General features: G+C 70.1%; 22 protein-coding genes. 5 read left to right on the forward strand and 17 right to left on the reverse strand.

From position 1 onward, the window contains the following. Nucleotides 1–13 precede the first annotated feature (13 nt). From fliP to fliF, 11 genes are all read right to left on the reverse strand, one after another. A complete protein-coding gene (gene fliP, locus HQN59_RS09140; RefSeq protein ID WP_176068325.1) occupies nt 14–802 on the reverse strand; it encodes a flagellar type III secretion system pore protein FliP in 789 nt (262 codons plus the stop codon). Next, entirely contained in the window at nt 799–1,164 is a 366-nt protein-coding gene (locus tag HQN59_RS09145; RefSeq protein ID WP_176068327.1) for a FliO/MopB family protein, read from the reverse strand. Before HQN59_RS09145 ends, fliP begins: the two co-directional genes overlap by 4 nt. A 36-nt stretch (nt 1,165–1,200) precedes the next feature. After that, a complete protein-coding gene (fliN, locus tag HQN59_RS09150; protein WP_176068329.1) occupies nt 1,201–1,635 on the reverse strand; it encodes a flagellar motor switch protein FliN in 435 nt (144 codons plus the stop codon). After that, the gene (fliM, locus tag HQN59_RS09155) at nt 1,625–2,626 is read right to left on the reverse strand and encodes a flagellar motor switch protein FliM (RefSeq protein WP_176068331.1); all 1,002 of its coding nucleotides are present in this window, start codon (nt 2,624–2,626) and stop codon (nt 1,625–1,627) included. Before fliM ends, fliN begins: the two co-directional genes overlap by 11 nt. Before the next feature lie 37 nt (nt 2,627–2,663). Next, entirely contained in the window at nt 2,664–3,287 is a 624-nt protein-coding gene (locus HQN59_RS09160; RefSeq protein WP_176068333.1) for a flagellar basal body-associated FliL family protein, read from the reverse strand. Between the two features lie 331 nt (nt 3,288–3,618). Then, nucleotides 3,619–4,977, reverse strand: a complete 1,359-nt coding sequence (locus HQN59_RS09165; protein ID WP_176068335.1) for a flagellar hook-length control protein FliK — start codon at nt 4,975–4,977, stop codon at nt 3,619–3,621. A 14-nt stretch (nt 4,978–4,991) separates the two neighbouring features. Further along, on the reverse strand, nt 4,992–5,459 hold the full coding sequence (gene fliJ, locus HQN59_RS09170; RefSeq protein WP_176068337.1) for a flagellar export protein FliJ: 468 nt from the start codon (nt 5,457–5,459) through the stop codon (nt 4,992–4,994). Nucleotides 5,460–5,478: 19 nt separating this feature from the next. After that, nucleotides 5,479–6,831: a flagellar protein export ATPase FliI gene (gene fliI / locus HQN59_RS09175; protein WP_176068511.1), complete on the reverse strand. Its 1,353-nt coding sequence runs from the start codon at nt 6,829–6,831 to the stop codon at nt 5,479–5,481. Between the two features lie 101 nt (nt 6,832–6,932). Beyond that, nucleotides 6,933–7,679 carry a FliH/SctL family protein gene (locus HQN59_RS09180; protein ID WP_176068339.1) on the reverse strand — a complete coding sequence of 249 codons (747 nt, stop codon included), beginning with the start codon at nt 7,677–7,679 and terminating at the stop codon, nt 6,933–6,935. Next, complete coding sequence (gene fliG / locus HQN59_RS09185) at nt 7,663–8,658, reverse strand: flagellar motor switch protein FliG (RefSeq protein ID WP_176068513.1); 996 nt, start codon at nt 8,656–8,658, stop codon at nt 7,663–7,665. The genes HQN59_RS09180 and fliG overlap by 17 nt, the downstream gene beginning before the upstream one ends. 13 nt (nt 8,659–8,671) lie before the next feature. Beyond that, on the reverse strand, nt 8,672–10,351 hold the full coding sequence (fliF, locus tag HQN59_RS09190; protein WP_176068341.1) for a flagellar basal-body MS-ring/collar protein FliF: 1,680 nt from the start codon (nt 10,349–10,351) through the stop codon (nt 8,672–8,674). Nucleotides 10,352–10,582: 231 nt separating this feature from the next. On the opposite strand from fliF, the gene fliE reads away from it, so the two are divergent. After that, nucleotides 10,583–10,855, forward strand: a complete 273-nt coding sequence (fliE, locus tag HQN59_RS09195) for a flagellar hook-basal body complex protein FliE (protein WP_246294816.1) — start codon at nt 10,583–10,585, stop codon at nt 10,853–10,855. Between the two features lie 40 nt (nt 10,856–10,895). Here fliE and HQN59_RS09200 read toward each other — a convergent pair whose 3' ends face one another. The 6 genes from HQN59_RS09200 to HQN59_RS09225 form a co-directional block, all read right to left on the reverse strand. Continuing rightward, entirely contained in the window at nt 10,896–11,651 is a 756-nt protein-coding gene (locus tag HQN59_RS09200; protein ID WP_217703973.1) for a flagellar brake protein, read from the reverse strand. Between the two features lie 52 nt (nt 11,652–11,703). After that, complete coding sequence (locus tag HQN59_RS09205) at nt 11,704–12,003, reverse strand: flagellar protein FliT (RefSeq protein ID WP_176068345.1); 300 nt, start codon at nt 12,001–12,003, stop codon at nt 11,704–11,706. Nucleotides 12,004–12,035: 32 nt separating this feature from the next. Beyond that, nucleotides 12,036–12,470, reverse strand: coding sequence for a flagellar export chaperone FliS (gene fliS, locus HQN59_RS09210; protein WP_176068347.1), 435 nt, complete (start codon nt 12,468–12,470; stop codon nt 12,036–12,038). A gap of 279 nt (nt 12,471–12,749) precedes the next feature. Further along, nucleotides 12,750–14,198, reverse strand: a complete 1,449-nt coding sequence (gene fliD, locus HQN59_RS09215) for a flagellar filament capping protein FliD (RefSeq protein ID WP_176068349.1) — start codon at nt 14,196–14,198, stop codon at nt 12,750–12,752. A 205-nt stretch (nt 14,199–14,403) separates the two neighbouring features. After that, the gene (locus tag HQN59_RS09220; RefSeq protein ID WP_176068351.1) at nt 14,404–15,834 is read right to left on the reverse strand and encodes a flagellin N-terminal helical domain-containing protein; all 1,431 of its coding nucleotides are present in this window, start codon (nt 15,832–15,834) and stop codon (nt 14,404–14,406) included. A gap of 1,427 nt (nt 15,835–17,261) precedes the next feature. After that, nucleotides 17,262–18,689 (reverse strand): flagellin N-terminal helical domain-containing protein, encoded by a 1,428-nt coding sequence (locus HQN59_RS09225; RefSeq protein ID WP_176068352.1) that lies wholly within the window; start codon nt 18,687–18,689, stop codon nt 17,262–17,264. Nucleotides 18,690–19,240: 551 nt separating this feature from the next. Between HQN59_RS09225 and flhD the strand changes: the two genes are divergently transcribed. From flhD to motB, 4 genes are all read left to right on the forward strand, one after another. Beyond that, nucleotides 19,241–19,561 (forward strand): flagellar transcriptional regulator FlhD, encoded by a 321-nt coding sequence (gene flhD / locus HQN59_RS09230; protein WP_176068354.1) that lies wholly within the window; start codon nt 19,241–19,243, stop codon nt 19,559–19,561. A 60-nt stretch (nt 19,562–19,621) separates the two neighbouring features. Beyond that, nucleotides 19,622–20,158: a flagellar transcriptional regulator FlhC gene (flhC, locus tag HQN59_RS09235; RefSeq protein ID WP_176068356.1), complete on the forward strand. Its 537-nt coding sequence runs from the start codon at nt 19,622–19,624 to the stop codon at nt 20,156–20,158. Nucleotides 20,159–20,455: 297 nt separating this feature from the next. After that, nucleotides 20,456–21,316 (forward strand): flagellar motor stator protein MotA, encoded by an 861-nt coding sequence (gene motA / locus HQN59_RS09240; protein ID WP_176068358.1) that lies wholly within the window; start codon nt 20,456–20,458, stop codon nt 21,314–21,316. Between the two features lie 305 nt (nt 21,317–21,621). Beyond that, nucleotides 21,622–22,554 (forward strand): flagellar motor protein MotB, encoded by a 933-nt coding sequence (gene motB / locus HQN59_RS09245; protein ID WP_176068361.1) that lies wholly within the window; start codon nt 21,622–21,624, stop codon nt 22,552–22,554. The last annotated feature ends 141 nt before the right edge of the window (nt 22,555–22,695 follow it).

A 22,695-nucleotide genomic window follows, 5' to 3' on the forward strand; every position in this document is an offset into this window, starting at 1 on the left:
CGGGAAAGAAGGGTCAGGTCGAGAAGCTGGCCGCGAGCGAGCCGAGCAGCAGGTTCCAGCCGTCGGCGAGCACGAACAGCATCAGCTTGAAGGGCAGGGCGATCAGCACCGGCGACAGCATCATCATGCCGAGCGACATCAGCACGCTGGCAACGATGAGGTCGATGATGAGGAACGGCAGGAACACCAGGAAGCCGATTTGGAACGCGCTCTTGAGCTCGCTGGTCACGAACGCCGGCAGCAGCACCTTGAACGGCACGTCCGCGGCCTTCACGTTGGCGTCGATGCGCGCCAGCTTGGCGAACAGCATCACGTCGGCCTGCCGCGTCTGCTTCAGCATGAAGGTGCGCACCGGGCTCTCGCCGCGCTTGATCGCCTCCTCGAAGCCGATGCGGTTTTCGGCGTACGGCTGGTAGGCCTCGCTGTAAACCTTGTCGATGGTCGGACCCATCACGAAGAACGTGAGGAAGAGCGAGAGCCCGATCACCACCTGATTCGGCGGCGCCGCCTGCGTGCCCATCGCCTGGCGCAGCAGGCTGAGCACGATGACGATGCGGGTGAAGCTCGTCATCAGCAGCAGCACCGCCGGCAGGAAGCTGAGCGCCGTGAAGAACAGAAGGGTCTGGATCGGCACCGAGTAGCTGGTGCCGCCCGCCGATTGCCCCACGAGCAGCGGCAGCCCGGCGTTGCCGGTCGCCTGCTGGGCTTCAGCGACTCCGGGAACTGCCGATAAAGCCGACAAGCCGACGATCAGCCCGAGCCCGGCGATGCGGCGCAGGGCTCGGCCACGCGGCGCGCTCATGGCGAGCCGTCCTTGCCGCGGCGCAGCTTGGCCAGCACCTGGGCGAACGCGGGGCCGACGGTCTGCAGGCCGGGCGGCCCCATCGGCGGCGCGGCGACGGCGTCGTCCTGCGGGTCCATCGTGTGCAGCGTGGTGATCGAGCTGGGGGTCACGCCGAGCACGAGCCAGCGACGTTCATCGCCGGCACCGACCTCGACCGTGACGATGCGCTGGTTGGTCGAGATCGGCAGCGTGCCGATGCTGCGGATCACGCCGGCGCCACCCGCGCCGCCGATCGGCGTGCGCTTGAGCAGCCAAAGCGATAGCGGAATCAGCGCGAGGATCGCGACGAACCAGAACAGCGAAGCGAGGCCGTTGCTCATCGATCGGTCCGGCGCGGCAGGCAACGAGGCGTCATGTCAGGCGCGGCTGAGGCGGCGCATGCGCTCGCTGGGGGTCACGATGTCGGTCAGGCGCACGCCGAACTTCTCGTTCACAACCACGACCTCGCCCTGCGCGATCAGGTAGCCGTTGACGAGCACGTCCATCGGCTCGCCGGCCATGGTCTCGAGTTCGACCACCGAGCCCTGCGCGAGCTGCAGGATGTTCTTGATCGGGATGCGGGTGCGGCCGAGCTCGACGGTCAGCTGGACCGGGATGTCCAGCACCATGTTGAGGTCGTTCGGCGCCTGGGCCGGCGGCGTCGGCGCGAAGTTGGTGAACGGCGCCGGCGACACCTGGTCGGCGGGGTGCTGCAGCTCGGTCGCGGCTTCGCGCGCACCGCCGGTCGCCGCAGCCCAGTCGGCCGCGAGCTGGTCGTTCGGGTCTTCGGCTGCGGGGTTGTCAATGCTCATGGTTCTCTCCCGACCAGCCTGCCTGCGAGGCGGTCAACAGGTTGTTCACTTTGAGGGCGTAGTGGCCGTTGGAGACGCCGTAGTGGCACTCGAGCACCGGCACGCCCTGCACCTTGGCCTGCACGCCGCGCTGCAGGTCGAGTTCGATGAAGTCGCCGGGCTTGAACGACAGCAGCTGCTCGACGGTCGCCGGTGCGCGGGCGAGCTCGACCACGAGCTCGACCTCGGCCTCCTGGATCTGCGTGCTCATCAGGTTGACCCAGCGCCGGTCGGGCTCGCCGCCTTCGCCCTGCACCGTCGACGAGAGCACGTCGCGGATCGGCTCGAGCGTCGCGTACGGGATGCAGAAGTGGATGCTGCCGCTGGTGTCGCCGATCTCCATCGAGAACGACGTCGACACCACCACTTCGGACGGCGTCGCGATCGACGCGAACTGCGGCAGCATCTCCTGCCGCTGGTACTCGAACTTGAGCGGGTAGATGCCGTTCCAGGCGCGCTCGTACTCGGTCGTCACCACCTCGACCAGGCGCTGGATGATGCGCTGCTCGGTCGGCGAGAAGTCGCGGCCTTCGATGCGCGTGCGGAACTTGCCGCTGCCGCCGAACAGTGCGTCGACCACCGCGAACACCATCGACGGGTCGCACACGATCAGGCAGTTCCCGCGCAGCGGGCGCACCGTCATGATGTTGAAGTTGGTCGGCACGACGATCTCGTGCAGGAACGCGCCGTACTTCTGCACCTTGATCACGCCGATCGAGATCTCGGGCGTCTTGTGGATCAGGTTGAAGAGGCCGATCCGCACGTTGCGGGCGAAGCGCTCGTTGATGATCTCCAGGGTCGGCATCCGACCGCGGACGATCTTCTCCTGGTTCTGGATGTCGTAGCCGCGGATCGCGCTCGAATCGTCGCCTTCGTCGCCGGGCTCGCCCTCGCCGGCGATGCCGTGCAGCAGCGCGTCGACTTCGCCCTGGGAAAGGATCTGTTCGCTCATTTGAGTTTCTCGGCGGCGGGGAACGTCAGCACGCTGTTCACTGGATGATGAAGCTCGAGAAATGCACGTGGCGAATGGGGTTCAGCGCGCCTTTCTTCTTTTTCTTCTTCGGCTTGTCCTCGTCGTCGCCATCGGCCTCGGCATCGGCATGCGCCTTCTTCGGCTTGTCGGAGACGTCGATCCCCATCGGTCGGACCGTTTCACGCTGGATCTCGGCGGCGAGCTGTTCCTTGCCGGCGCGGTCGAGCAGTTCCTGCGAGGTCTTGTGGGCCAGGATCAGCAGGATCGCGTTGCGGATCGCCGGCATGTAGGCGCGCACCTGCTCGGCGAACGCGGCGTCCGCGACCTCGAGCGTGATGCCGACCTGCGCGAAGCGGTCGGCGTCCTTGTCGGCGAGGTTGACCACGAACGGGTCGAGCGGCAGGAAGGTGGGCGGGTGCGCCGGATCGGCCTTGCCCGACTTGTGCTCGGCCGGCGCGTCGTCGCCGGCTTCCTCGGCGGCGGCGGCGTCGGCCGCCTTCTTCTTCATGTAGACCACCGCGCCCGCGCCGCCGGCAAGCAGCACGATCAGCAGGGCGGCGATGATGATGATCAGCTTCTTCTTGCCGCCCTTCGGGGAAGGGGCGGCTTGGGCAGCGTCTGCGATCGCAGCGGCGGACATCGGATCTCCTCGGCCGGTCCAGGCCGGCGACGCCCTCGGATGCGAAGCGCAAACGTTCGGGCTGAGGAAATTATCGAAACGCGGCGGCTTCGCCGATGTGCCGATAAGGGCGGTGTTTGACCGTCAGAAGCGGGGGCCATGCGGCGGCGCGCCACCGTGCAGGCGGATCGATCGGGCGCTGCGAAAGCCGGTGGCGACGGGCGTTCCAGGCACCTGCCCGAGCGGCCGCCGCTGCCCTCGTGCGAAACGTCACGCGTCGAAGCGGACGGCCGAGCCCGCGACCGTCGGTCCGCGCCGGCGGTTGAGGCCCGCGTGCCGGGACCGGGCGGCGTCAGGCGTAGGTGTCGACGCCGCCGAGCCGCGCCTGGCGGCGCACCGGCGCGGCAGCGGGTACGGCGTCGCCGCTGCCACCGTTGGCCTTGGCGCCGCTGCGGCCGTTCGCCGCCGCCGCCTGCGCGTCGGGCTGGCGCTCGCGCGAGTGCTGCGAGACCCCGCCGCCGGCGAGCGTGAAGCCGGCCTCGCGCAGCGCGCCGGCGAGCTCCGGCAGGCCGGCCTCGATCGCGCTGCGGGTGGCGGCGAGGTCGGCACCGAACTCGACGTGGGCGCGCGTGCCGTCGATCGCGATCTCGATCGACACCGGGCCCATCTCGGCGGGGTTGAGATGCAGTTCGGCGCGCGTGACGCCGTCGCTCGCCAGCACGCTGACCTGCACCGCGAGCGCCGGTGCGAAGTCGGGGCTCTCGACCGGCGTCGGCAGCGCGATCGCGACCGGCGGCGCCTCGTGCAGGCGCTCGAACGTCGGCTGGAAGGTGGCGGCCGGCGTCGCGACCGCGTTCGTCGCCTTGGCGAGCGCGCGATCGAAGCTCGCCTCGAAGCCGCTGCTCGGCACGCGCTCGCCGTCGCCTGCAGCGGGCGCGGTGACGCCGGGCGCTGCGCCGTCGGCGCTCAGGCGCGCGCTCGGATCGGGCCGCTCGCGACCGCCCTGGCGGGCATCGTTGCCCTGGCCGCGCTGGGCGGTCGGCGCGGCGTTCGCGTCCGCGGGCAGGCCGGGTGCGGCACCGGTCGCCGCGTCGACCTCGCCGCGCGCGCGCGGGCCGGTGTCGGCGCGGACGGTGCGCGGTTCGGCCGGCACGGGAGGCGGCGCGAGGAACGCGTGCAGCGCGGCGAGTTCCGGCGGCAGCTCGGTGCGTGGTTCGGCGGCGGCGTCGGCTTCGAGGTCGGCCTGGTCGGCCGCCGCGCGCAGCTCGGCGTCGGCGGCCGGCGATCCCGGCAGCGCGGCAGCGCTGCCCGCAAGCTCGGCAACCGCCGCGTCGGCGGCGATCGCCGCATCGCGCGCCGCGCGCAGGTCGGCGAGGGCGGCGGCGACGTCGGCCGGCAGCATCGCATCGGCCGCGCCGTCGACGAGCGCGGGATCGCCGACGTCGGCGCTCGGCGTGGCGCCGGCACGCGCGTCCTGCGGCAGCGCACGTGCCGCCGCGCCGGTGGCGTTGCCCGGTCCAGCGGCGTTCGCGCCGGCGGCCGGCCGGGTCGGCTTCGGCGCCTCGTCGGCACGCCGGGTCTGGCGCAGCAGGCGGGCGAACGGGTTGTCGGCCGGGTTGTTGCTCGCGGCGGGCGGATTGCCCGGGCTCGACGGCGGCGTCGTCGCCGCAGCGGGCAGCATCGACAGCAGGGGATTGGCAGCGCTCAGCATGGCAGGCTCCCCGATCAGAACGCGCTCGAAGCGCGCAGCGTCGCGCCACGGCCCCACGTGGCGCGCGCCGCAAGCTCGTCGCTCTGCTTCTGCTCGCGTCGCTCGGCGGCGAGCTGGCCTTCGTGGGTGCGCCGCTCGATCAGCTTTCTCACCGCGGCGGCGCGAACCTCGCACTCGCGCACGTTGGCGCTGGCGCGAGCGAGCTGGTTGGCGGCGTGGTCGGCGACGCGCGCCTGCTGGTCGACCGCCTGCGTGAGGCGCTGCACGAAGCCCTGGTAGCAGCGGACCAGCTCGATCTTGCCCTCGCGGCAGAACTGCTCGCTCCAGCGCTGCTCGTACTCGCGCCGATAGGTCACGAGCTGCTGCGCCTGCGCCTTCGCGGCGTCGTGCGCGGCCTGGACCTTCTGCTGCTCGGCGAGCGCGAAGTCGCGTTCGCGCTCGGCCTGATGCAGCAAGGTGAGCAGCGAGTCGAGGTTGTTCATGGGATCCTTCGGGAGAGGTTCAGGAGAGCACGGCCTGCAGCAGGCGCTGGCTCGCCTCGAGGTCGGCGCACTGGTTCTTGTCCTGGCGCAGCAGCTCGGTCATCGCGCCCTGCAGGCGCACCGCGGTGTCGAGATCGGCGTCGTGACCCGGCGTGTAGGCGCCGAGCTGGATGAGGTCGCGCGCCTTGTTGCGGCGCGCCAGCAGCTGGCGGAAGCGCCGCGCGGCGTCGACGTGGTCTTTCTCGGCGACGCTCGTCATTACCCGCGAGATCGACCGTTCGACGTCGATCGCCGGGAAATGGCCTTCCTCGGCAAGCTCGCGCGACAGCACGATGTGGCCGTCGAGGATGCCGCGGGCGGCGTCGGCGATCGGATCCTGCTGGTCGTCGCCCTCGGTCAGCACCGTGTAGAACGCGGTGATCGAGCCGCCACCCGGCTGGCCGTTGCCGCTGCGCTCGACCAGCTGCGGCAGCTTGGCGAAGCAGCTCGGCGGGTAGCCCTTGGTGGCCGGCGGCTCGCCGATCGCGAGCGCGATCTCGCGCTGCGCCATCGCGTAGCGGCTGAGCGAGTCCATCAGCAGCAGCACGTCGAGGCCCTGGTCGCGGAAGTGCTCGGCGATCACGGTCGCGTAGTTGGCCCCCTGCATGCGGACCAGCGGCGGCGCGTCGGCCGGTGCGGCGACGACCACCGCACGCGAGAGGCCTTCCTCGCCGAGGATGTCCTCGATGAACTCCTTGACCTCGCGGCCGCGCTCGCCGATCAGGCCGACGACGATCACGTCGGCGGCGGTGTAGCGCGCCATCATGCCGAGCAGCACCGACTTGCCGACGCCGGTGCCGGCGAAGAGGCCGACGCGCTGGCCGCGGCCGACCGTCAGCAGCGCGTTGATCGCGCGCACGCCGGTGTCGAGCGGCGTGCGCACCGGGTCGCGGTCCATCGCGTTGATCGGGCGCCGCGTCAGCGGCTCGTTGTGCACGCTCGCGAGCGGGCCCTTGCGGTCCATCGGCACGCCGTGCGAGTCGACGACGCGGCCGAGCAGGCCGTTGCCGACCGGCAGGTGCAGCGTGCGGTCTTCGTTGCGGCGCCACGGGTGGCGCGTGCTGCCGAGCTGCATCGGCACCACCGGCGACGGGCGCGGCACGACGCGCGCCCCGCTCGCGAGGCCCGTGATGTCGCCGGTCGGCATGAGATACGCGCAGTCGGCCGAAAAGCCCACCACCTCGGCGGTGACCGGCGCCTGGCCGTCCATCCGCACCTCGCAGACCGAGCCGACCGGGACGCGGATGCCGGCGGCCTCGAGGACGAGGCCGGTGACGCGCACCAGCAGGCCTTGCGTCTCGAGCGGGATCGGCGCGGCGGCGAAGCTCTGCATGTCCGAGAGGTAGCGCTGCCACCTGGCGCCGACGCTGCCCGCGCTCGCGGACGTCGTCTCCGCCCCGCCGAGCACGACGCCGAGCTCGTCGTGGACCGCGCTCATGGCGCGCTCCCGGGGGCGTCGGCGTGCCAGTCCTCGTCGCTGCCGAGGCTCGCGACGACGCGGCGCCAGCGCGACTCGAGCGTCGCGTCGATGAGGCCGATGTTCGACTCGACGATGCAGCCGCCACGCGTCACGCTGGCGTCGTCGACGACACGGGCGCCGCGTGCCTCGATCACCTCGGCGGCGCCTTCGGCGATCAGCGCGTGGTCGTCGGGGTGGACGCGCAGCGTGACGTGACGCGCGCTGAGGATCAGCGCGTCGACCGCCTCCTGGGCGACGCGCACCACCGCCTCGGGACGGCCTGTGAGCTCGCTGCGCACGATCTGGCGGGCGAGGTGGATCGCGGTCACCGCGAGCGACTGCGCCATGTCCTGCTGCAGGCCGTCGAGCTGGCTTCCGATCGACTGCACGAGCGCGCCGACCTGCAGCGAGGCCTGCTGCACGAAGCTCTGCTTGAAGCCGTCGAGCGCCACCAGGCCGTCGCGGTAGCCGTCCTGGTAGCCCGACTGGCGCGCCTGCTGCAGCTGCTCGGCGAGCAGCTCGGCCGCATCGCGCTTGGGCGGTGCCGGCGGCTCGGCGACGGCGGCCGGCTGCTGCGTCGCCCCGGCGTCGAATTCACCGAGCTTCCAGGCCTCGAACGAGCTCAGTTCCTCGCGCGGGATGAAGCGCGCGTAGACGTTGGACTTCGGCTCGCCGCCCATCGGCGGCGGCACGTTGCGCCAGACCTTAGATGTATTGGTCATCGCTGTTGCCACCGAGGACGATCACGCCTTCGTCGACGAGACGGCGCACCACCTTGAGCATTTCCTTCTGCTCGGCCTCGACCTCCGACAGGCGCACCGGGCCGCGCGACTCGAGCTCTTCGCGCAGCGTCTCGCTGGCGCGCGACGACATGTTGCGGAAGATCTTGTCCTTGATCTCGGGCGGCGCGCCCTTGAGCGCGATGACCAGCGATTCGGTCTGGATTTCCTTGAGCAGCGCCTGCACCGACTTGTCGTCGATCTTGGCGAGGTCGTCGAAGGTGAACATGTTGTCCATGATCTGGCGCGCCAGATCGCCGTCGGCCTCGCGGATGTGGTCGAGCACCGAGGTCTCGACGCTCGAGCCCATCAGGTTGAGCATCTCGGCCGCGGCCTTGACACCGCCGAGCACCGACTTCCTCATGCGGTCGCCGCCGGTCAGCAGCGACGACATCACCTCGTTGAGGTCCTTCAGCGCCGACGGCTGGATACCGTCGAGCGTCGCGATGCGCACGATCACCTCGTTGCGGTTGCGCTCGGGCAGCACCTTGAGCACCGAGGAGGCCTGGTCGAAGTCGAGGTGGACCAGGATCGCCGCGACGATCTGCGGGTGCTCGTTGCGCAGCAGTTCGGCGACCGCCTGCGCGTCCATCCACTTCAGGCCCTCGATGCCGGTGACGTCGGCGCCCTGCAGGATGCGATCGATCAGCAGGTTGGCCTTGTCGTCGCCGAGCGCCTTCTTGAGCAGGTTGCGCACGTATTCGTCGGTGTCGCCGACCATGTTGATCTGCTCGCCGGCGATCGCGGTGAAGTCGCCGAGCACCTCCTGCATCTTCTCGACCGGGATCGCCTTCATGCGGGCGATGGTCTCGCCGACGCCTTGCACTTCCTTGGGCGTCAGGTGCTTGAGCACTTCGGCGGCTTCTTCCTCGCCGAGCGACATCAAGAGGATGGCTGCGTTCTGCAGCCCGTCCGGATCCATCGAGCGGTCCATGTCAGCGGGCCTCCGGAGTCGGAAGTTCGGTGCGCGAAACCCAGGTGCGCAGGATGCCGGCCACCGCGGCCGGGTTCTGGCGCGCCAGGGCGCGCGCGCTCTCGAGCTGGTCGTTCACCTTCGGCGGCGGCGGCGAGAGCGCCGGCAGCGGGGTCGGCGCATCCTCGACGGCCTCGATCGTGCTGCCGGGAACCGGCGGCGGCGGCGTCATCGCGAGCAGCACCGCCTTCGCGCCGGGGCGCAGCAGGCCGAAGAAGATCAGCAGCGCCACCAGCGACAGCGCGACCGGCATCGCGAACGCGCGCAGCGTGTCGATCGTGTCGGGGTGCTTCCACCACGGCGTCTCGACCGGCGTCGTGGTGTCGACGCGGAACGGCGCGTTGATCACCTTGACGGAGTCGCCGCGGTCCTGCTTGAAGCCGACGCTCTCGCGCACCAGCGCGGTGAGCTTGTCGATCTCGTCGTTGGTCAGCGCGACCTGCGTGGTCTTGCCCTTGGCGTCGGTGACGCTGCGGTTGTTCACCACCACCGCAGCGTTGACGCGGCGCACGTTGCCGCTCGCGCCGCGCGTCACGCGCACCGTCTTGTCGACCTCGTAGTTGGTCACCGCCTCGCGGCGGCCGCTGGCGTTGCCCGCGGTGGTCGGGCCGCCCTGCAGCGGTTGCGAGGCGGCGGTGAGCGGCGCGGCGGCGGCCGCCGGCGGCTGGTTGCTCGCAGCGCCGGGCACGCCGCTCGGCAGGCCGGTGCCGGCGCCGTTCTGCTCGGTCGTCTGCTGGCTGCGGATCGCGACGCTGGCGTCGGCGCCCTGGTTCGGCCGGAACTCCTCGGAAGTCGCTTCGCTTTGCGAGAAGTCGATGTCGGCGGTGACGCTCGCGCGCAGGTTGTTCGGGCCGACGATCGGCTCGAGCAGCTCGAGGATGCGCTTCGTGTAGCCGGTCTCGATCTGGTTGACGTACTGCAGCTGCTGCGCGTCCAGGCCCGCGGCGTGGCCGTCGCTGCCGCTGGTGAGCAGCGCGCCGGTGTGGTCGAGCACGCTCACCGCCTTGGCGTCGAGCTCGGGGACGCTCGACGAGACCAGGTGCACGATGCCGGCGATCTGCGCACGGTCGAGCGTGCGGCCCGGGTGCAGGCTCAGCAGCACCGACGCGCTCGGCTTCTGCTGTTCGCGGAAGAACCCGTTCTGGTTCGGCAGCGCGAGGTGGACGCGCGCGTTCTGCACCGCGGCGAGCGAGGTGATCGAGCGCGTCAGCTCGCCCTCGAGGCCGCGCTGGAACGTCAGCCGCTCCTGGAACTGGGTCTGCCCGAAGCGGGCGGTGTCCATCAGCTCGAAGCCGGAGACCGTGCCCTTGGGCAGGCCGGCGGTCGCCATCTTGAGGCGCAGGTCGGGCACCTGCAGCGCCGGCACCAGGATCGCGCCACCCGGGGCGACCTTGTATGGCACGTTGAGCTGGGTCAGCTGCGCGACCACCGCGCCGCCGTCCTTGTCGGACAGGTTCGAGTAGAGGACCTTGTAGTCGCTGTCGCGGGCGTTCAGCGCGAGGGTCGCCGCGATCGTGATCAATGCCGCGATGCCGACGATCACGCCGATCTTCACGCGGCTGGGCAACGCCATCAGGCGCCCGCCGAGGGTGGCGGGCACGGCCATCGGAACGGGTTGTTTGACTGCGAGCGCGTTGTCCATGGAGATCCGGTCGATCCGGACGCACGATGCCCCGGAATGACAGGCATTGTTGGACGGCGCGACGCGCGGCCATGCCGGAAAGAGCCCCGCCTTGGCGCGTCAATTCGCAGCCTTGCGGGGCGCCTGGCGCTGGCACCATTCGTTCCACGGTCCGCACATGCGACCGCCGGAGCCCCGATGAACGTCAGCCTCAAGCCCTTCGATTTCGCGCAGGCCGCCGCCCGCGCGGGCATGACGCCGACCGGTCAGCCGCTGCCGCGCACGACCAAGGCGGCCGAGCCGGCAGGCTTCCAGCAGGCGCTCGGCAAGGCGCTCGGCGCCGTGAGCCAGGCCCAGAACGAGGCCTCCGCGCTGCAGCGCGAGGTCCAGCTCGACAACCCCACGGTGTCGCTCGAGCAGACCATGATCGCGATGCAGAAGGCGCAGATCGGCTTCCAGGCCACGCTGCAGGTCCGCAACCGCCTGGTGCAGGCCTATTCCGACGTCATGAACATGCAGGTCTGACGCCGCGCCGCGCGCCTCGCGGGGCGCGCCGTGGGTCGGCTCAGAGCGTCAGCATGCGCCCGCGCTTTTGCGTGAGGTCGATGAAGCGCTGCAGCGCGCGCAGGGCCTCGCCGCCGGCACGCACGAACTCGAAGCCGAGGCGGGCGCCGCCAGCCTCGCTGCCCGGCAGCGTGACGTGCTGCAGCCGCATGTTGACCTCGAAGCGCGTGTCGGCGTCGAGGTCGATCTGGACGCTGCCGACGAGCAGGCCGAGCGACGGCGGCGGCACGTCGTCGGGAAGCAGCACGGCGCAGCCGCCGATGCTCACGTCGAGGACACGAAGTGCGAGTTCGACGGGCCCGAGCGCCGGGTGGCGCAGCCGGGCCAGGCGCGAGCCGCGCGGCAGCGGACGCACGCGGAACGCGTTCCGGCGCTGGAAGCGGAAGATCTCGCGCGGGAACGCGCCGCTCAGCACGCTCGCGCGGTTGCCGCGCACCAGCACCAGGTGGTACAGGTCGAACTGCAGCTTCACGTTGTCGAGATAGCCGACGACGATCACCTGCGGGTGGCGCAGCAGCGAGGCGAGCGCCGGGTCCTCGGGGTCGGCGTTGAAGCCAAGCGTGCCGCGCTCGCCGTCGACGGTCCACAGCACGCTGGTGTACGGGCGGCCGTCCTTGCCGTGCAGTTGCAGGCGCACCGAGCCGTCGCAGAGCTGGTTCAGCATCAGCGCGATCTCGCGCCGCGACGACACGCGGAAGTCGTCGAGCCCGTCGTCCGGCGGAGCGAGGGCGTCGAGCGGAATCGGTTTGGTTTCCATGGCGATCAGCGCGCGCGGGAAGGGTTCGGGAAAAGAGGCGACGCCGCGCGCATCAATGCAGGGTCTTCGGGCGGCCGGCGAGGATCTCGTCGAGGTCGTTGAGCCAGGGCTCGGCGAGCTGGCGGATCTCGGCGTCGTTGACGAGGATGCGCTGCATGATCCGCGACTTCAGCTGTGCCTCCTCGGCGCCGAGCGGCTGCTCGTTCGCGCTGTGTTTGAGCTGCGCGATCAGCACCGCGCACGCGCCCTCGAGCTTGACCACGTGGTCCCAGTTGCCGTCGCGGGCAGCCTGGAGCATGTCCTGGCTCGCGCGCTCGATGGCCTCGTAGTAGTTCAGCAGCACCGAATTCATGGTCGTCGTTCCTGTGGGTCCTGCGATGCGGTTCATGCAGCCACCGCCGGTGCCTCGACCTGCGAGCCGATGGCATCCCAGCCATCGCGCAGCACGTCCAGCAGGCGGGCGCATTCGACGAGCGCGGCGTCATCGCTGTTGAGGTTGGCCATCGTGAGGCGATGGACGAGGTATTGGTAGAGGTCGCGCAGGTTGATCGCGAGCGCGCCGCCGGCCTTCATGTCGAGCGGGGCCATCAGGCCTTCCTCGATGATGCGCACCGCGTGCGAAATGGCACGCCCCTTCTCGGCGACGTGCGAGCGGGCGATCGCGCCGCGTGCCGCGGCGATCTCGCTGGATGCCGACTGGAACAGCAGGTTGACCAGCTTGTGGGGCGACGCGCCCTCGATCGCCGTGCTGGCGTTGACGTCGCGATAGCTGCTCGCGAAGGGGCGGCGGGATCCGAGGTGATTGGCGCTGCTGAACATGGGGGGCTACTCCTGCGTCTGTGCCTTGTTTATCGACCCCCGGCGGGCTTTCTTTACCTCGGTGGAAGGCCGGTTTGAGGCCGCTTTGGCACGCAGAGATCTGGGGCGTCGGGACCCGGCTTCTCGCCGCATCCGGGTCCTTCAGCCCGGGCGGCGGGCGCCCGCCGATCGGCGCCGGGTCCCCGCGTGCCGCCGATGCGTCGTGCCGCGGCGAGGCTGGCGGGCGCAGCGAAGTCGAGGCCGAGGCACGCGGTGGGGCCGCGGTCCGGCACGGTCCTGTCAGGCCGTGCTCTTGTTCCAGGTCGTGATCTGCTGGGCGACGTATTTCGAGAGCGCATTGGCGCTCGACATCGTCGCGTCGAGCGCGGTGTACTGCGCCTTCAGGCGCTTCTCGGTCTGCGCCAGGCGGTCGGTGAGGGCGCTCTGGTTCTTCTCGTTGGCGGTCATGCGCGCCTTGATCGAGTTGGTCTTGCCGGGCACCGCACCGGCGGTCGACAGCATCGAGTCGGCCCACAGCGTGAACTTCTTGGCGAAGCCGTTGTTCGCCGGCGTCGACGCGTCGACGTTCGAGAGCGCCTTCGTGAGCTCGGGCAGGTTGGCGATCGCGGCACTGAACTTGGTTTCGTTCAGCTGCAGCGAGCCGTCCTTCTGCATCTGCAGGCCGATGTCGCTGAGGCGCCCGAACACGCTCGACGCGCCGCTCGCCTGCGAGACCAGCGCGCGCAGCTGGTTCTGGATGCCGATCACCGCGCCGTCGCCCTGCAGCACCGCCGCGGTCTTGGTCGCGGGGTCGTACTTGGTCGAGTCGGTGAGGAACTTGTTGAGCTGGTTGTAGGCGGTCGCGAACGCGTTGACCTTGGTCTTGATCGCCTCGGTGTTGCGCGTGATGCTCAGCGACACCGGCGACGTGGTGACCTTGTTGAGGCTGAACGTGATGCCTTCGACGACGTCGGTGAGCGTGGTCGTCGCGGTGCTCACCGGGATGCCGTTGATGGTGGCCTCGGTGTTCGAGGCGGCGGTCGCGAGGGACATGCGGGCGGCGCCGCCGGGCAGGTCGAACGCGAGGCGCGAGAGCCCCGCGTTGTCGGTGTCGTCGAGGTCGTCGTCGTCGACCGTCACCCGAAAGCCGTTCTCGACGCCGGTCGCGGTCGACTGCAGCGCGAGCCTCGAGCCGTTCGCGTCGGTGACCACCGACGCGGTCACGCCGGCGTTCGCGGCGTTGATCTTGTCGCGGATCGCGGTGAGCGAGTCGTCGCCGGCGCCGATCGGGATGGTGAGGTCGGCCGAGCCGGCCTTGGGCGTGAACGACGCCTGGCCGGGTGCCCAGGTGCCCATGCGGATCGTGATGCTGCCGGTGCCGACGCTCGCCGCGGGGCCGCTGAACTGGCCGCCCGGCGTCACGATCGACTGCGCCGCGGCGAGCTTGGCGACCGAGATCGAGTAGTTGCCGGGCGCCGCCTTGCTGGTGGTGCCGGCGCTCACGCTCGAGGGGTCGGACGAGGTGGCGGTGGTCAGGCTGAACGAGTCGGCGCTGTAGAGCGGCGCGGCGGCGTCGCGCAGCTGCGAGATCGCCGACTGCAGCTGGCCCACCGTCGACAGCTGCGTCTGCAGCGCCGTGTAGGCCTTCTGCATCTTCAGCAGCGGCTGCGTCTCCACGTCCATCAAGGACTGGATGATGTTGTTGACTTCGAGGCCGCTGCCGATGCCGGCCGATGAGATCGACGCCATGTTCTGTCTCGCTGGGTGGGGCGAGCGACCTGTCGGTGCTCGTCGTGCTGATCGGCCGCGGCGCCGGAAACCTGAGCGGTTTCTGCGCGGCGTCGATGCCGCAGGGGTCGGACGAACACCTCGGGGCACGACGCATCGCGTCGCCGCGCCGAGGTGGCGGTGCGAGGGGGCAGCGGCGCGCGGCGGCGCGCCAGCCGCGCAGGCGTCAGCCCTTGAGCAGCGAGAGCACCTGCTGCGGCAGCTGGTTGGCCTGCGCGATCATCGCGGTGCCGGCCTGCTGCAGCACCTGGGCGCGTGCCAGGTTCGCGGTTTCCTGCGCGAAGTCGGCGTCCTGGATCCGGCTGCGCGACGCGGTGAGGTTCTCGGCCGAGGTGGCGAGGTTCTCGATCGTCGACGAGAAGCGGTTCTGGATCGCGCCGAGCGAGGCGCGGCTCGAGTTGATGGTGGTCAGCGCGGCGTCGATCGCGGCGAGCGCGGCGTTGGCGCCGCCGACGGTCGAGATGTCGACCGCCGCGATCGCGGTGCCGGTTCCGGCGATCGCCGTCGAGTTCGCGAAGCCCGCGGTCTGCGCGAACACCACGTTGCCGGTCGTTCCCGTCGGGGCGACGTAGTTGACGTTGACCGTCGATCCGGTGGTCGCCGTGGCGCCGAGGCCGAAGTCGGCGACCGTTGCCGAGGTGAAGCCCCCGGCGGCGAACGAGGTCACGATGTTGCGGCCGTCGGCGGCGCTGAGCTGCACGCCCGAGCCGGTGTCGGAGGCGGTCACGCCCGTGGCAGCGCTTTGCGCGTTGATCGCAGCGACCGCGTTGGCGCGGTTGCCGCTCAGACCGCCCGCACCGGCGACGCCGGCGATCGAGATCGCCACGCCGTTGACGGTGAAGGTCGAGGTGCCCGAGGTGGTGCCGTTCGAGGCCGAGGTGCCGGCCGCGACCGTAGTCGCGTTGGCGGTGGCGGTCAGGCCCGCGACGTTGCCGCCGTTGATCGCCGCGGCGATCGCCTTGGCGTCGACGGCGACGCTGCCGAGCGCGATCGCCGAGCCCGAGCCGACCGTGACCGTCAGGGCCGCGGCGGTGTTGCTGGCGGTGCCGATCGACTGGTTCTGCAGCGAGAAGCCCTGGTAGACGCCGAGCGCGCTGGTGCGGGCGCTGGCGATCGAGGCGAGCGAGACGGTCTGGCCGGCGTTCGCGCCGACCTGGAACTGCTGGGTCTGGAAGCTGCCGTCGAGCAGGTTCAGGCCGTTGAACTGGGTCTGCGTCGCGACGCGGTCGATTTCGGCGGCGAGCTGCGAGACCTCGAGCTGCAGGGCGGCGCGGTCCGAGGCCGAGTTGGTCGAGTTGGCCGACTGCACCGCGAGCTCACGCATGCGCTGCAGGTTGTTGCCGACCGAGCCGAGGCCGCCCTCGGCCACCTGGGCCAGCGAGATGCCGTCGTTCGCGTTGCGAGCGGCCTGGTTCACGCCGCGGATCTGCGCCGTGAAGCGCTCCGAGATCGCGAGGCCTGCCGCGTCGTCCTTGGCGCTGTTGATGCGCAGGCCCGACGACAGCCGGGCGATCGAGGTCGAAAGGTCGTTCTGGGTCCGCGCCGAGTTGCGTTGCGCAGTCAGCGACGAAATGTTCGTGTTAATCGTCTGTGCCATGAAGTCACTCCGTTGAAGCTTTGCATCCCGGCTCAGCGCCGGCCTGATGCCCTCACGACGGGGCCGACATGACCCCCTCGCCAAGGCATTTGCCCGACCGTCGCTCCGCCGGTACGGCGCGCCTCGATTGACTGGCGACGCCGGCACCCTTGGCCGATCCGGACCCCCGGCTTCCCGCGAAGACCTGGTATGGCAATTCTCGGCAGGCACCCGGCCGACGAGCCGCCGATAAAAGCGGGGAATGCCGGCCAATTCGAAGGCGTGCCGATGCGCCATTGCGGCAGCGGCCGCCGGGTCGATCGTGGTCCGGGCGCCCGCCGGCTGCCTCGCCCGACGGGGGCGCGTCGGGTCAAGTCGACCGCTGGCGCGCCGATAACGCCGGCGTCGGAAGGCTCGCCGGCGAGCGCGGGCGTCGCCGGCCGCCGGGCCGAGCCCGACCCGCCCACCGGAGCCGCATGCCTTTCGGATCCACACCAACCCGGCGTTCCTCGCCGCGCTGCGCGGCCTCGGTCGCGCGCAGAGCGAGCGGCTGACGTCGACGACGCGTCTGGCGTCGGGGCTGCGCATCTCCGAGCTCGCCGGGCTGGCCCGGGTCGCCGCTGCGGGTTGGCGGCCGATGTTCTCGCCGTTGGCCCGCAGCCTGTCGAGCGTCGCCGCGAAGCGGTTCCGCACCGGCCCGAGCGACGCGCCGTTGACGGTCGCGAGCGCGGCGTCGATCGACGTCAGAGCCGCGCTGGCCCCGCTCACGCTCGAGATGTCGAGCGCGCTCCCGGCGGCGCCGAGCGCCGCGACCGGCGCGCTGATCGTGGTGTTGCTGCGCGTGAACGCGACGCTGCCGGCCACGCCGGCGGTGCGACGTCGTCGGCGTCGATCGTCGACGCCTGAGCCGGCACCAAAATGGTCAGACCAAAGCTTGCACCGGTGCTGCCCGGCAGCGTGTCGGCGTCTTACCCGGTGGCGATGCTGCCTCGGTCCCTTGCGCCGAGGCCGAGGGCGCTGCCGGTGTCGGTGGCGGTCACAGCGGTCGCTGCATTCCGGGCGCTGATCGCAGCCGGCGCGGCGGCGCGGTCGCCCGCCAGCGCCGCCAGGCTAGACGTGCCGGGCATCGCGCTCGCCACGTCGATCTCCGAGACGAGTCGGGCGACTTCGAGCTGCCGCGAGGCGCGGTCCGACGACAGCCGTGCGATCGGCCGTCGACAGCCCCATCCGCGTGCGGCCGCTGTTGCGTTGGGCGTTCGGCGACGCGGCGTTGGTGCTGATCGTCGTCGCACTCCCGGGCGGGAAGGGCGCACGAGAAGAGAACGCGACTGGCGGCGGGCCGTGCCCGCAAGCGGCTGCCGGCGGCACGGCGTGCTCAAAGAAAAGGCGGGCCGCGGCCCGCCTTCAGTTCGTCGAAGCCGCGGGGCTTCGCGCGTTGCAGTCCCGCGTCAGCGCAGCAGTTGCAGGACCTGCTGGGGCAGCTGGTTGGCCTGGGCGATCATGGCGGTGCCGGCCTGCTGCAGGACTTGGGCGCGCGAGAGGTTGGCGGTTTCCTGCGCGAAGTCGGCATCGAGGATGCGGCTGCGCGAGGCCGAGAGGTTCTCGCCGGTGACCTGCAGGTTCTCGATGGTCGAGGAGAACCGGTTCTGCACCGCGCCAAGCGAGGCGCGGCCCGCGTTGACGGTGCTGAGCGCGGCGTCGACCGAGGCGAGCGCGGCGTTCGCGCCGGCCACCGTCGAGATGTCGAGCGCCGAGAGCGCGGTGCCGGTCGAGCCGATCGCGGTCGAGTTCGCAAAGCCTGCGGTCTGCGCGAACACCACGTTGCCGGTGGTGCCCGTGGGCGCCACGTAGGTGACGTTGACGGTCGAGCCGGTGGTCGCTGCCGCGCCGAGGCCGAAGTCGGCGACGGTTGCCGAGGTGAAGCCACCGGCGGCGAACGAGGTCACGATGTTGCGACCGTCGGCGGCCGTCAGGCTCACGCCCGAGCCGGTGTCGGAGGCGGTCACGCCCGTGGCAGCGCTTTGCGCGTTGATCGCAGCGACCGCGTTGGCGCGGTTGCCGCTCAGACCGCCCGCACCGGCGACGCCGGCGATCGAGATCGCCACGCCGTTGACGGTGAAGGTCGAGGTGCCCGAGGTGGTGCCGTTCGACGCCGAGGTGCCGGCCGCGACCGTCGTCGCGTTGGCGGTGGCGGTCAGGCCCGCGACGTTGCCGCCGTTGATCGCTGCGGCGATCGCCTTGGCGTCGACGGCGACGCTGCCGAGCGCGATCGCCGAGCCCGAGCCGACCGTGACCGTCAGGGCCGCGGCGGTGTTGCTGGCGGTGCCGATCGACTGGTTCTGCAGCGAGAAGCCCTGATAGACGCCGAGCGCGCTGGTGCGGGCGTTGGCGATCGAGGCGATCGAGATGGTCTGACCGGCGTTGGCGCCGACCTGGAACGCCTTGGCGGTGAAGCTGCCGTCCAGGAGGTTGATGCCGTTGAACTGGGTCTGCGTGGCCACGCGGTCGATCTCGGAGACGAGCTGGGCGACTTCGAGCTGCAGCGAGGCGCGGTCCGAGGCCGAGTTGGTGGCGTTGGCCGACTGCACCGAGAGTTCGCGGATGCGCTGGAGGTTCTCACCGACCGAGGCGAGCGAGCCTTCGGCGGTCTGCGCGAGCGAGATGCCGTCGTTGGCGTTGCGGGCGGCCTGGTTGATGCCGCGGATCTGCGAGGTGAAGCGATCCGAGATCGCCAAGCCCGCCGCGTCGTCCTTGGCGCTGTTGATGCGCAGGCCCGACGACAGCCGTGCGATCGCCGTCGACAGCTCGTTCTGCGTGCGGCCGCTGTTGCGCTGCGCGTTCAGCGACGCCAGGTTGGTGTTGATGGTCGATGACATGAGGAACTCCTGAACCGTTGAAGAACTGTCGGCTTGAGCGCCGTTGTTGGCTCGCCGGGGGCGCCGCATGAAGGTTGGCGGCGGTCCCGTCCGAGTGGCCCGCGGACGAATCCGTCGGCCCACTGCGCCCGGCGTGCGTCTTCCTCAGGTCTGGCGCGGGATTGCTCCCCCGCTCGACATGGGCCGCTTTCTCCGGACCCCGGGTCGGATCGCTCCTTCCCGTTGGCCGGTTATCGGAGCCCCGGTCCGGCAACTTGAGGGCTGCCGAGCGTGATATTTCGCGCTTCGCCTAAGCGCCCCGGGAACGGGTCGCAAGCCCGCTCGTCGCGGCCCCCGTGACGCAGTGCACGCCCGCGCGCGAGGGGCGACGCGCGGTGCCGGTGGACTGCTGCAACCACGTAGGAAGTTGCCTGACAAGCTCCATGGAAGAAGCTGGACTCAAGCCACAGAGCAGGCCTGATGTTCCGGTCCTTCTCCGGTCTTCACAATTCTTTCCATGTTGCGGCGCCCGCCACAGCGACAAACGAAAAACCGGAACCAGGAACAACGCCATGAACGCCGACCAGATCCTCAGCGAAATCCGTGAAGCCAACCTCTCGTACCTGATGCTCGCGCAGAGCCTGATCCGCGCCGATCGCGAACAGGCGCTCTACCGCCTCGGCATCAGCGAGGACAGCGCCGCGCTCATCGCGCTGCTGACGCCGGCGCAGATGATGAAGATCGCCGCCAGCAACACGCTGCTGTGCCGCTTCCGCATGGACGACGACATGGTCTGGGGCCTGCTCACGAACCACGGCAAGAGCGCCAACGACTCGACCGCCCGTCTGCACGCGTCGATCCTGATGGCCGGCCGCCACCAGGAAGCCGCCTGAGCCTTCGACCGCCGCGGTCCGTTTTCGACACCCTGACCCGAATCTGAAAGACCTTCCGTCATGCGCACCAAGAGCATCCTCACCGAACAGAAGCAGATCGCCCGCGCCGTCGCGCTGATCCAGCTCGGCGCCCGTCTGCAGGTCCTCGAGTCGGAAACCGACCTGTCGTACGAGCGCCTGCTGCGCCTCTACAAGGAAGTGGCCGGCAAGTCGCCGAGCAAGGGCCAGCTCCCGTTCTCGACCGACTGGTTCATGACCTGGCAGCCGAACATCCACGCGTCGCTGTTCCTCAACATCCACGAGTACCTGAACAAGGTCGCCGAGATGGACGAGATCGACACCGTCATCAAGGCCTACCAGCTCTACCAGGAGCAGACCACCGCGCAGGGCCTGGAGTCGCTGCTCTCGGTGACGCGTGCCTGGCGCCTCGTGAAGTTCGTCGACAACGGCATGCTCACGATGACCAAGTGCTCGACCTGCGGCGGTCACTTCGTCACCCACCCGCACGAGATCGCCAAGCACTACCAGTGCGGCCTGTGCAACCCGCCGGCGCGTGCCGGCAAGGGCAAGGCGCAAGGCGCGATCCAGCTGCACTAGTTCACGTTTCAGGCCGCGGGAAGGCGCGGGCGGCGGGCGCCCCCTCAACTTTTCACGACACGCGGCCGACAACCGGTTTTCTCCCGTTCGATTGTTTTCTTGCTTGTCTCCTCCGGCACATTCGATGTGTCTTGACGCGGGTCCCTCGGGACCCGCTTTTTTTTGCCCGTCTTTCCGGCCGCTGTTCGGCGGCTGCGGACCTCGACGCCCGCTCAAGTGGCCGGCCACGGCGACCGATAAATCGCCCATCAGGTCGGTCGCGCTCGAGCAACCGGCTGCAGACGGAACCTCCTCACCATGTTCGTTCTCATCGGCTACGCAGTCGCCCTCGGCTGCATCTTCGGCGCCTACATCCTGCACGGCGGCAACATGGGCGTGATCATCCACGCGCTCCCGACCGAGCTGATGGCGATCCTCGGTGGCGCGCTCGGCGCCTTCGTGGTCAACAACCAGCCGAAGGTGCTGAAGGCGACGCTCGGCGCGCTGCCGGGCCTCCTGAAAGGCTCGAAGTACTCGAAGGCGCGCTACATGGAGCTGATGGCGCTGCTCTACGACCTGCTGCAGAAGGCGCGCAAGGAAGGCCTGATGTCGATCGAGAAGGACGTCGAGGACCCGCAGTCGTCGCCGACGTTCCAGAAGTACACGACCGTGGGCTCGGACCACCACGTGGTCGAGTTCATCACCGACTACCTGCGGATGATGGTCTCGGGCAACCTCAACGCGCACGAGATCGAGAGCCTGATGGACAGCGAGATCGAGACCCACCACCACGAGGCGCACGCGCCGGTGTCGGCGATCGCGCGACTGGCGGGTGCGCTGCCGGCGTTCGGCATCGTCGCGGCGGTGCTCGGCGTGGTCAACACCATGGGCTCGGTGGGTCAGCCGCCGGCCATCCTCGGCGGCATGATCGGCTCGGCGCTGGTCGGAACTTTCCTCGGCATCCTGATGGCCTACGGCGTCGTCGAGCCGCTCGGGGGCCTTCTGGAGCAGAAGGTGGACGAAGGCTCGAAGGAGCTGCAGTGCATCAAGACCACGCTGCTCGCCAGCATGCAGGGCTACGCCCCGCAGGTCGCGGTCGAGTTCGGCCGCAAGGTCCTGTACTCGAAGGACCGCCCGACGTTCACCGAGCTCGAAGGGCACGTGAAGGGCAAGAAGTGAGGTTCGGCGTGCATTCATCGCACCGGGATCGCCGCGGCAGGGCATTGGGCTCCGCTCATGTCCCCCGGGCCGAGGCTGCGCCTCGGCCCTCCTCCTTAACTTCGCTGCGCCCAACGCCCTACCACGTCGATCCCTCAGAGGCGTCACCGCACGCCTCGGAGGCGGGCGGTGGGTGGCCGATTTCCGGAAGTAAAGGGGGAGGCGAGGCCCACTTGTGGGGCTCGCCGGAGGACATGGAGGAAATCGGCTACCCGCCGCCCGCCTCCGCCTCTGCCACCAGCGCGCAAGCGAGGAGCCGATAGGTCATGGCCGGCGATTCCAAGAAGCTCCAGCCGATCATCATCAAGCGCGTCAAGAAGGGCGGCCATGGTCACCATGGCGGCGCCTGGAAGATCGCGTATGCCGACTTCGTGACGGCGATGATGGCGTTCTTCCTGCTGATGTGGCTGCTCGGCTCGACGACCGAGGGCGACAAGAAGGGCATCGCCGACTTCTTCAATGCGCCGCTCAAGGTGTCGCTGCTCGGCGGCAGCGGCTCGGGCGACTCGTCGCACGTCATCCGCGGCGGCGGCACCGATCTCTCGCGCAGCACCGGCCAGGTGAAGAACGGCGAGGTGCCGTCGACCCGCAAGATCATCAACCTCAAGTCGCTGAAGGAAGAGCAGCGGCGCGCCGAGATGGAGCGGCTCGAGGCGCTCAAGGAGCGCGTGCGCGACGCGATCGGCAAGTCGCCCAAGCTCGCGACGCTCGAATCGCAGATCCGGCTCGACATGACGCCCGACGGGCTGCGCATCCAGATCGTCGACGACCAGAACCGGCCGATGTTCGACAGCGGCAGCGCGATCGTAAAGCCCTACATGCGCGAGCTCCTGCGCGACATCGGCGAGGTGCTGATCGAGGTGCCCAACCGCATCACGCTCGAGGGCCACACCGACGCGCAACCGTTCGGCAACGGGCCGCTCGGCTACAGCAACTGGGAGCTCTCGAGCGATCGCGCCAACGCCTCGCGCCGCGAGCTGATCGCCGGCGGGCTGCCCGCCGAGCGCATGCTGCTGGTGCAGGGGCTCGCGTCGAGCCTGCTGTTCGAACCGAACGATCCCACGAGCCCGATCAACCGGCGCATCAGCATCATCGTGATGAACCGCGAGGCCGAGGACCGGCTGCTGCGGCCGCTCTCGGTGACGCCCGACGGCGCAACCACCGAGCCGGCGGCGCTGATCCGCACCTCGACGCGCTGATCCCGGAGCGGCGCGGGAGCGCCGCCGTCGCCCAGGCCGCCTCGTGCGGCCGCATCGGCGGTCCGGCGCCGAACAGGCCGGTCTTCCCGGCGCTTATCCGGCTCAAGTTTCCGGCCCGAACTCGAACAATGGCGATGCGCC

It is taken from the genome of Rhizobacter koreensis, from assembly GCF_013366375.1.
In the GTDB taxonomy this organism is placed as follows: domain Bacteria; phylum Pseudomonadota; class Gammaproteobacteria; order Burkholderiales; family Burkholderiaceae_C; genus Schlegelella_A; species Schlegelella_A koreensis.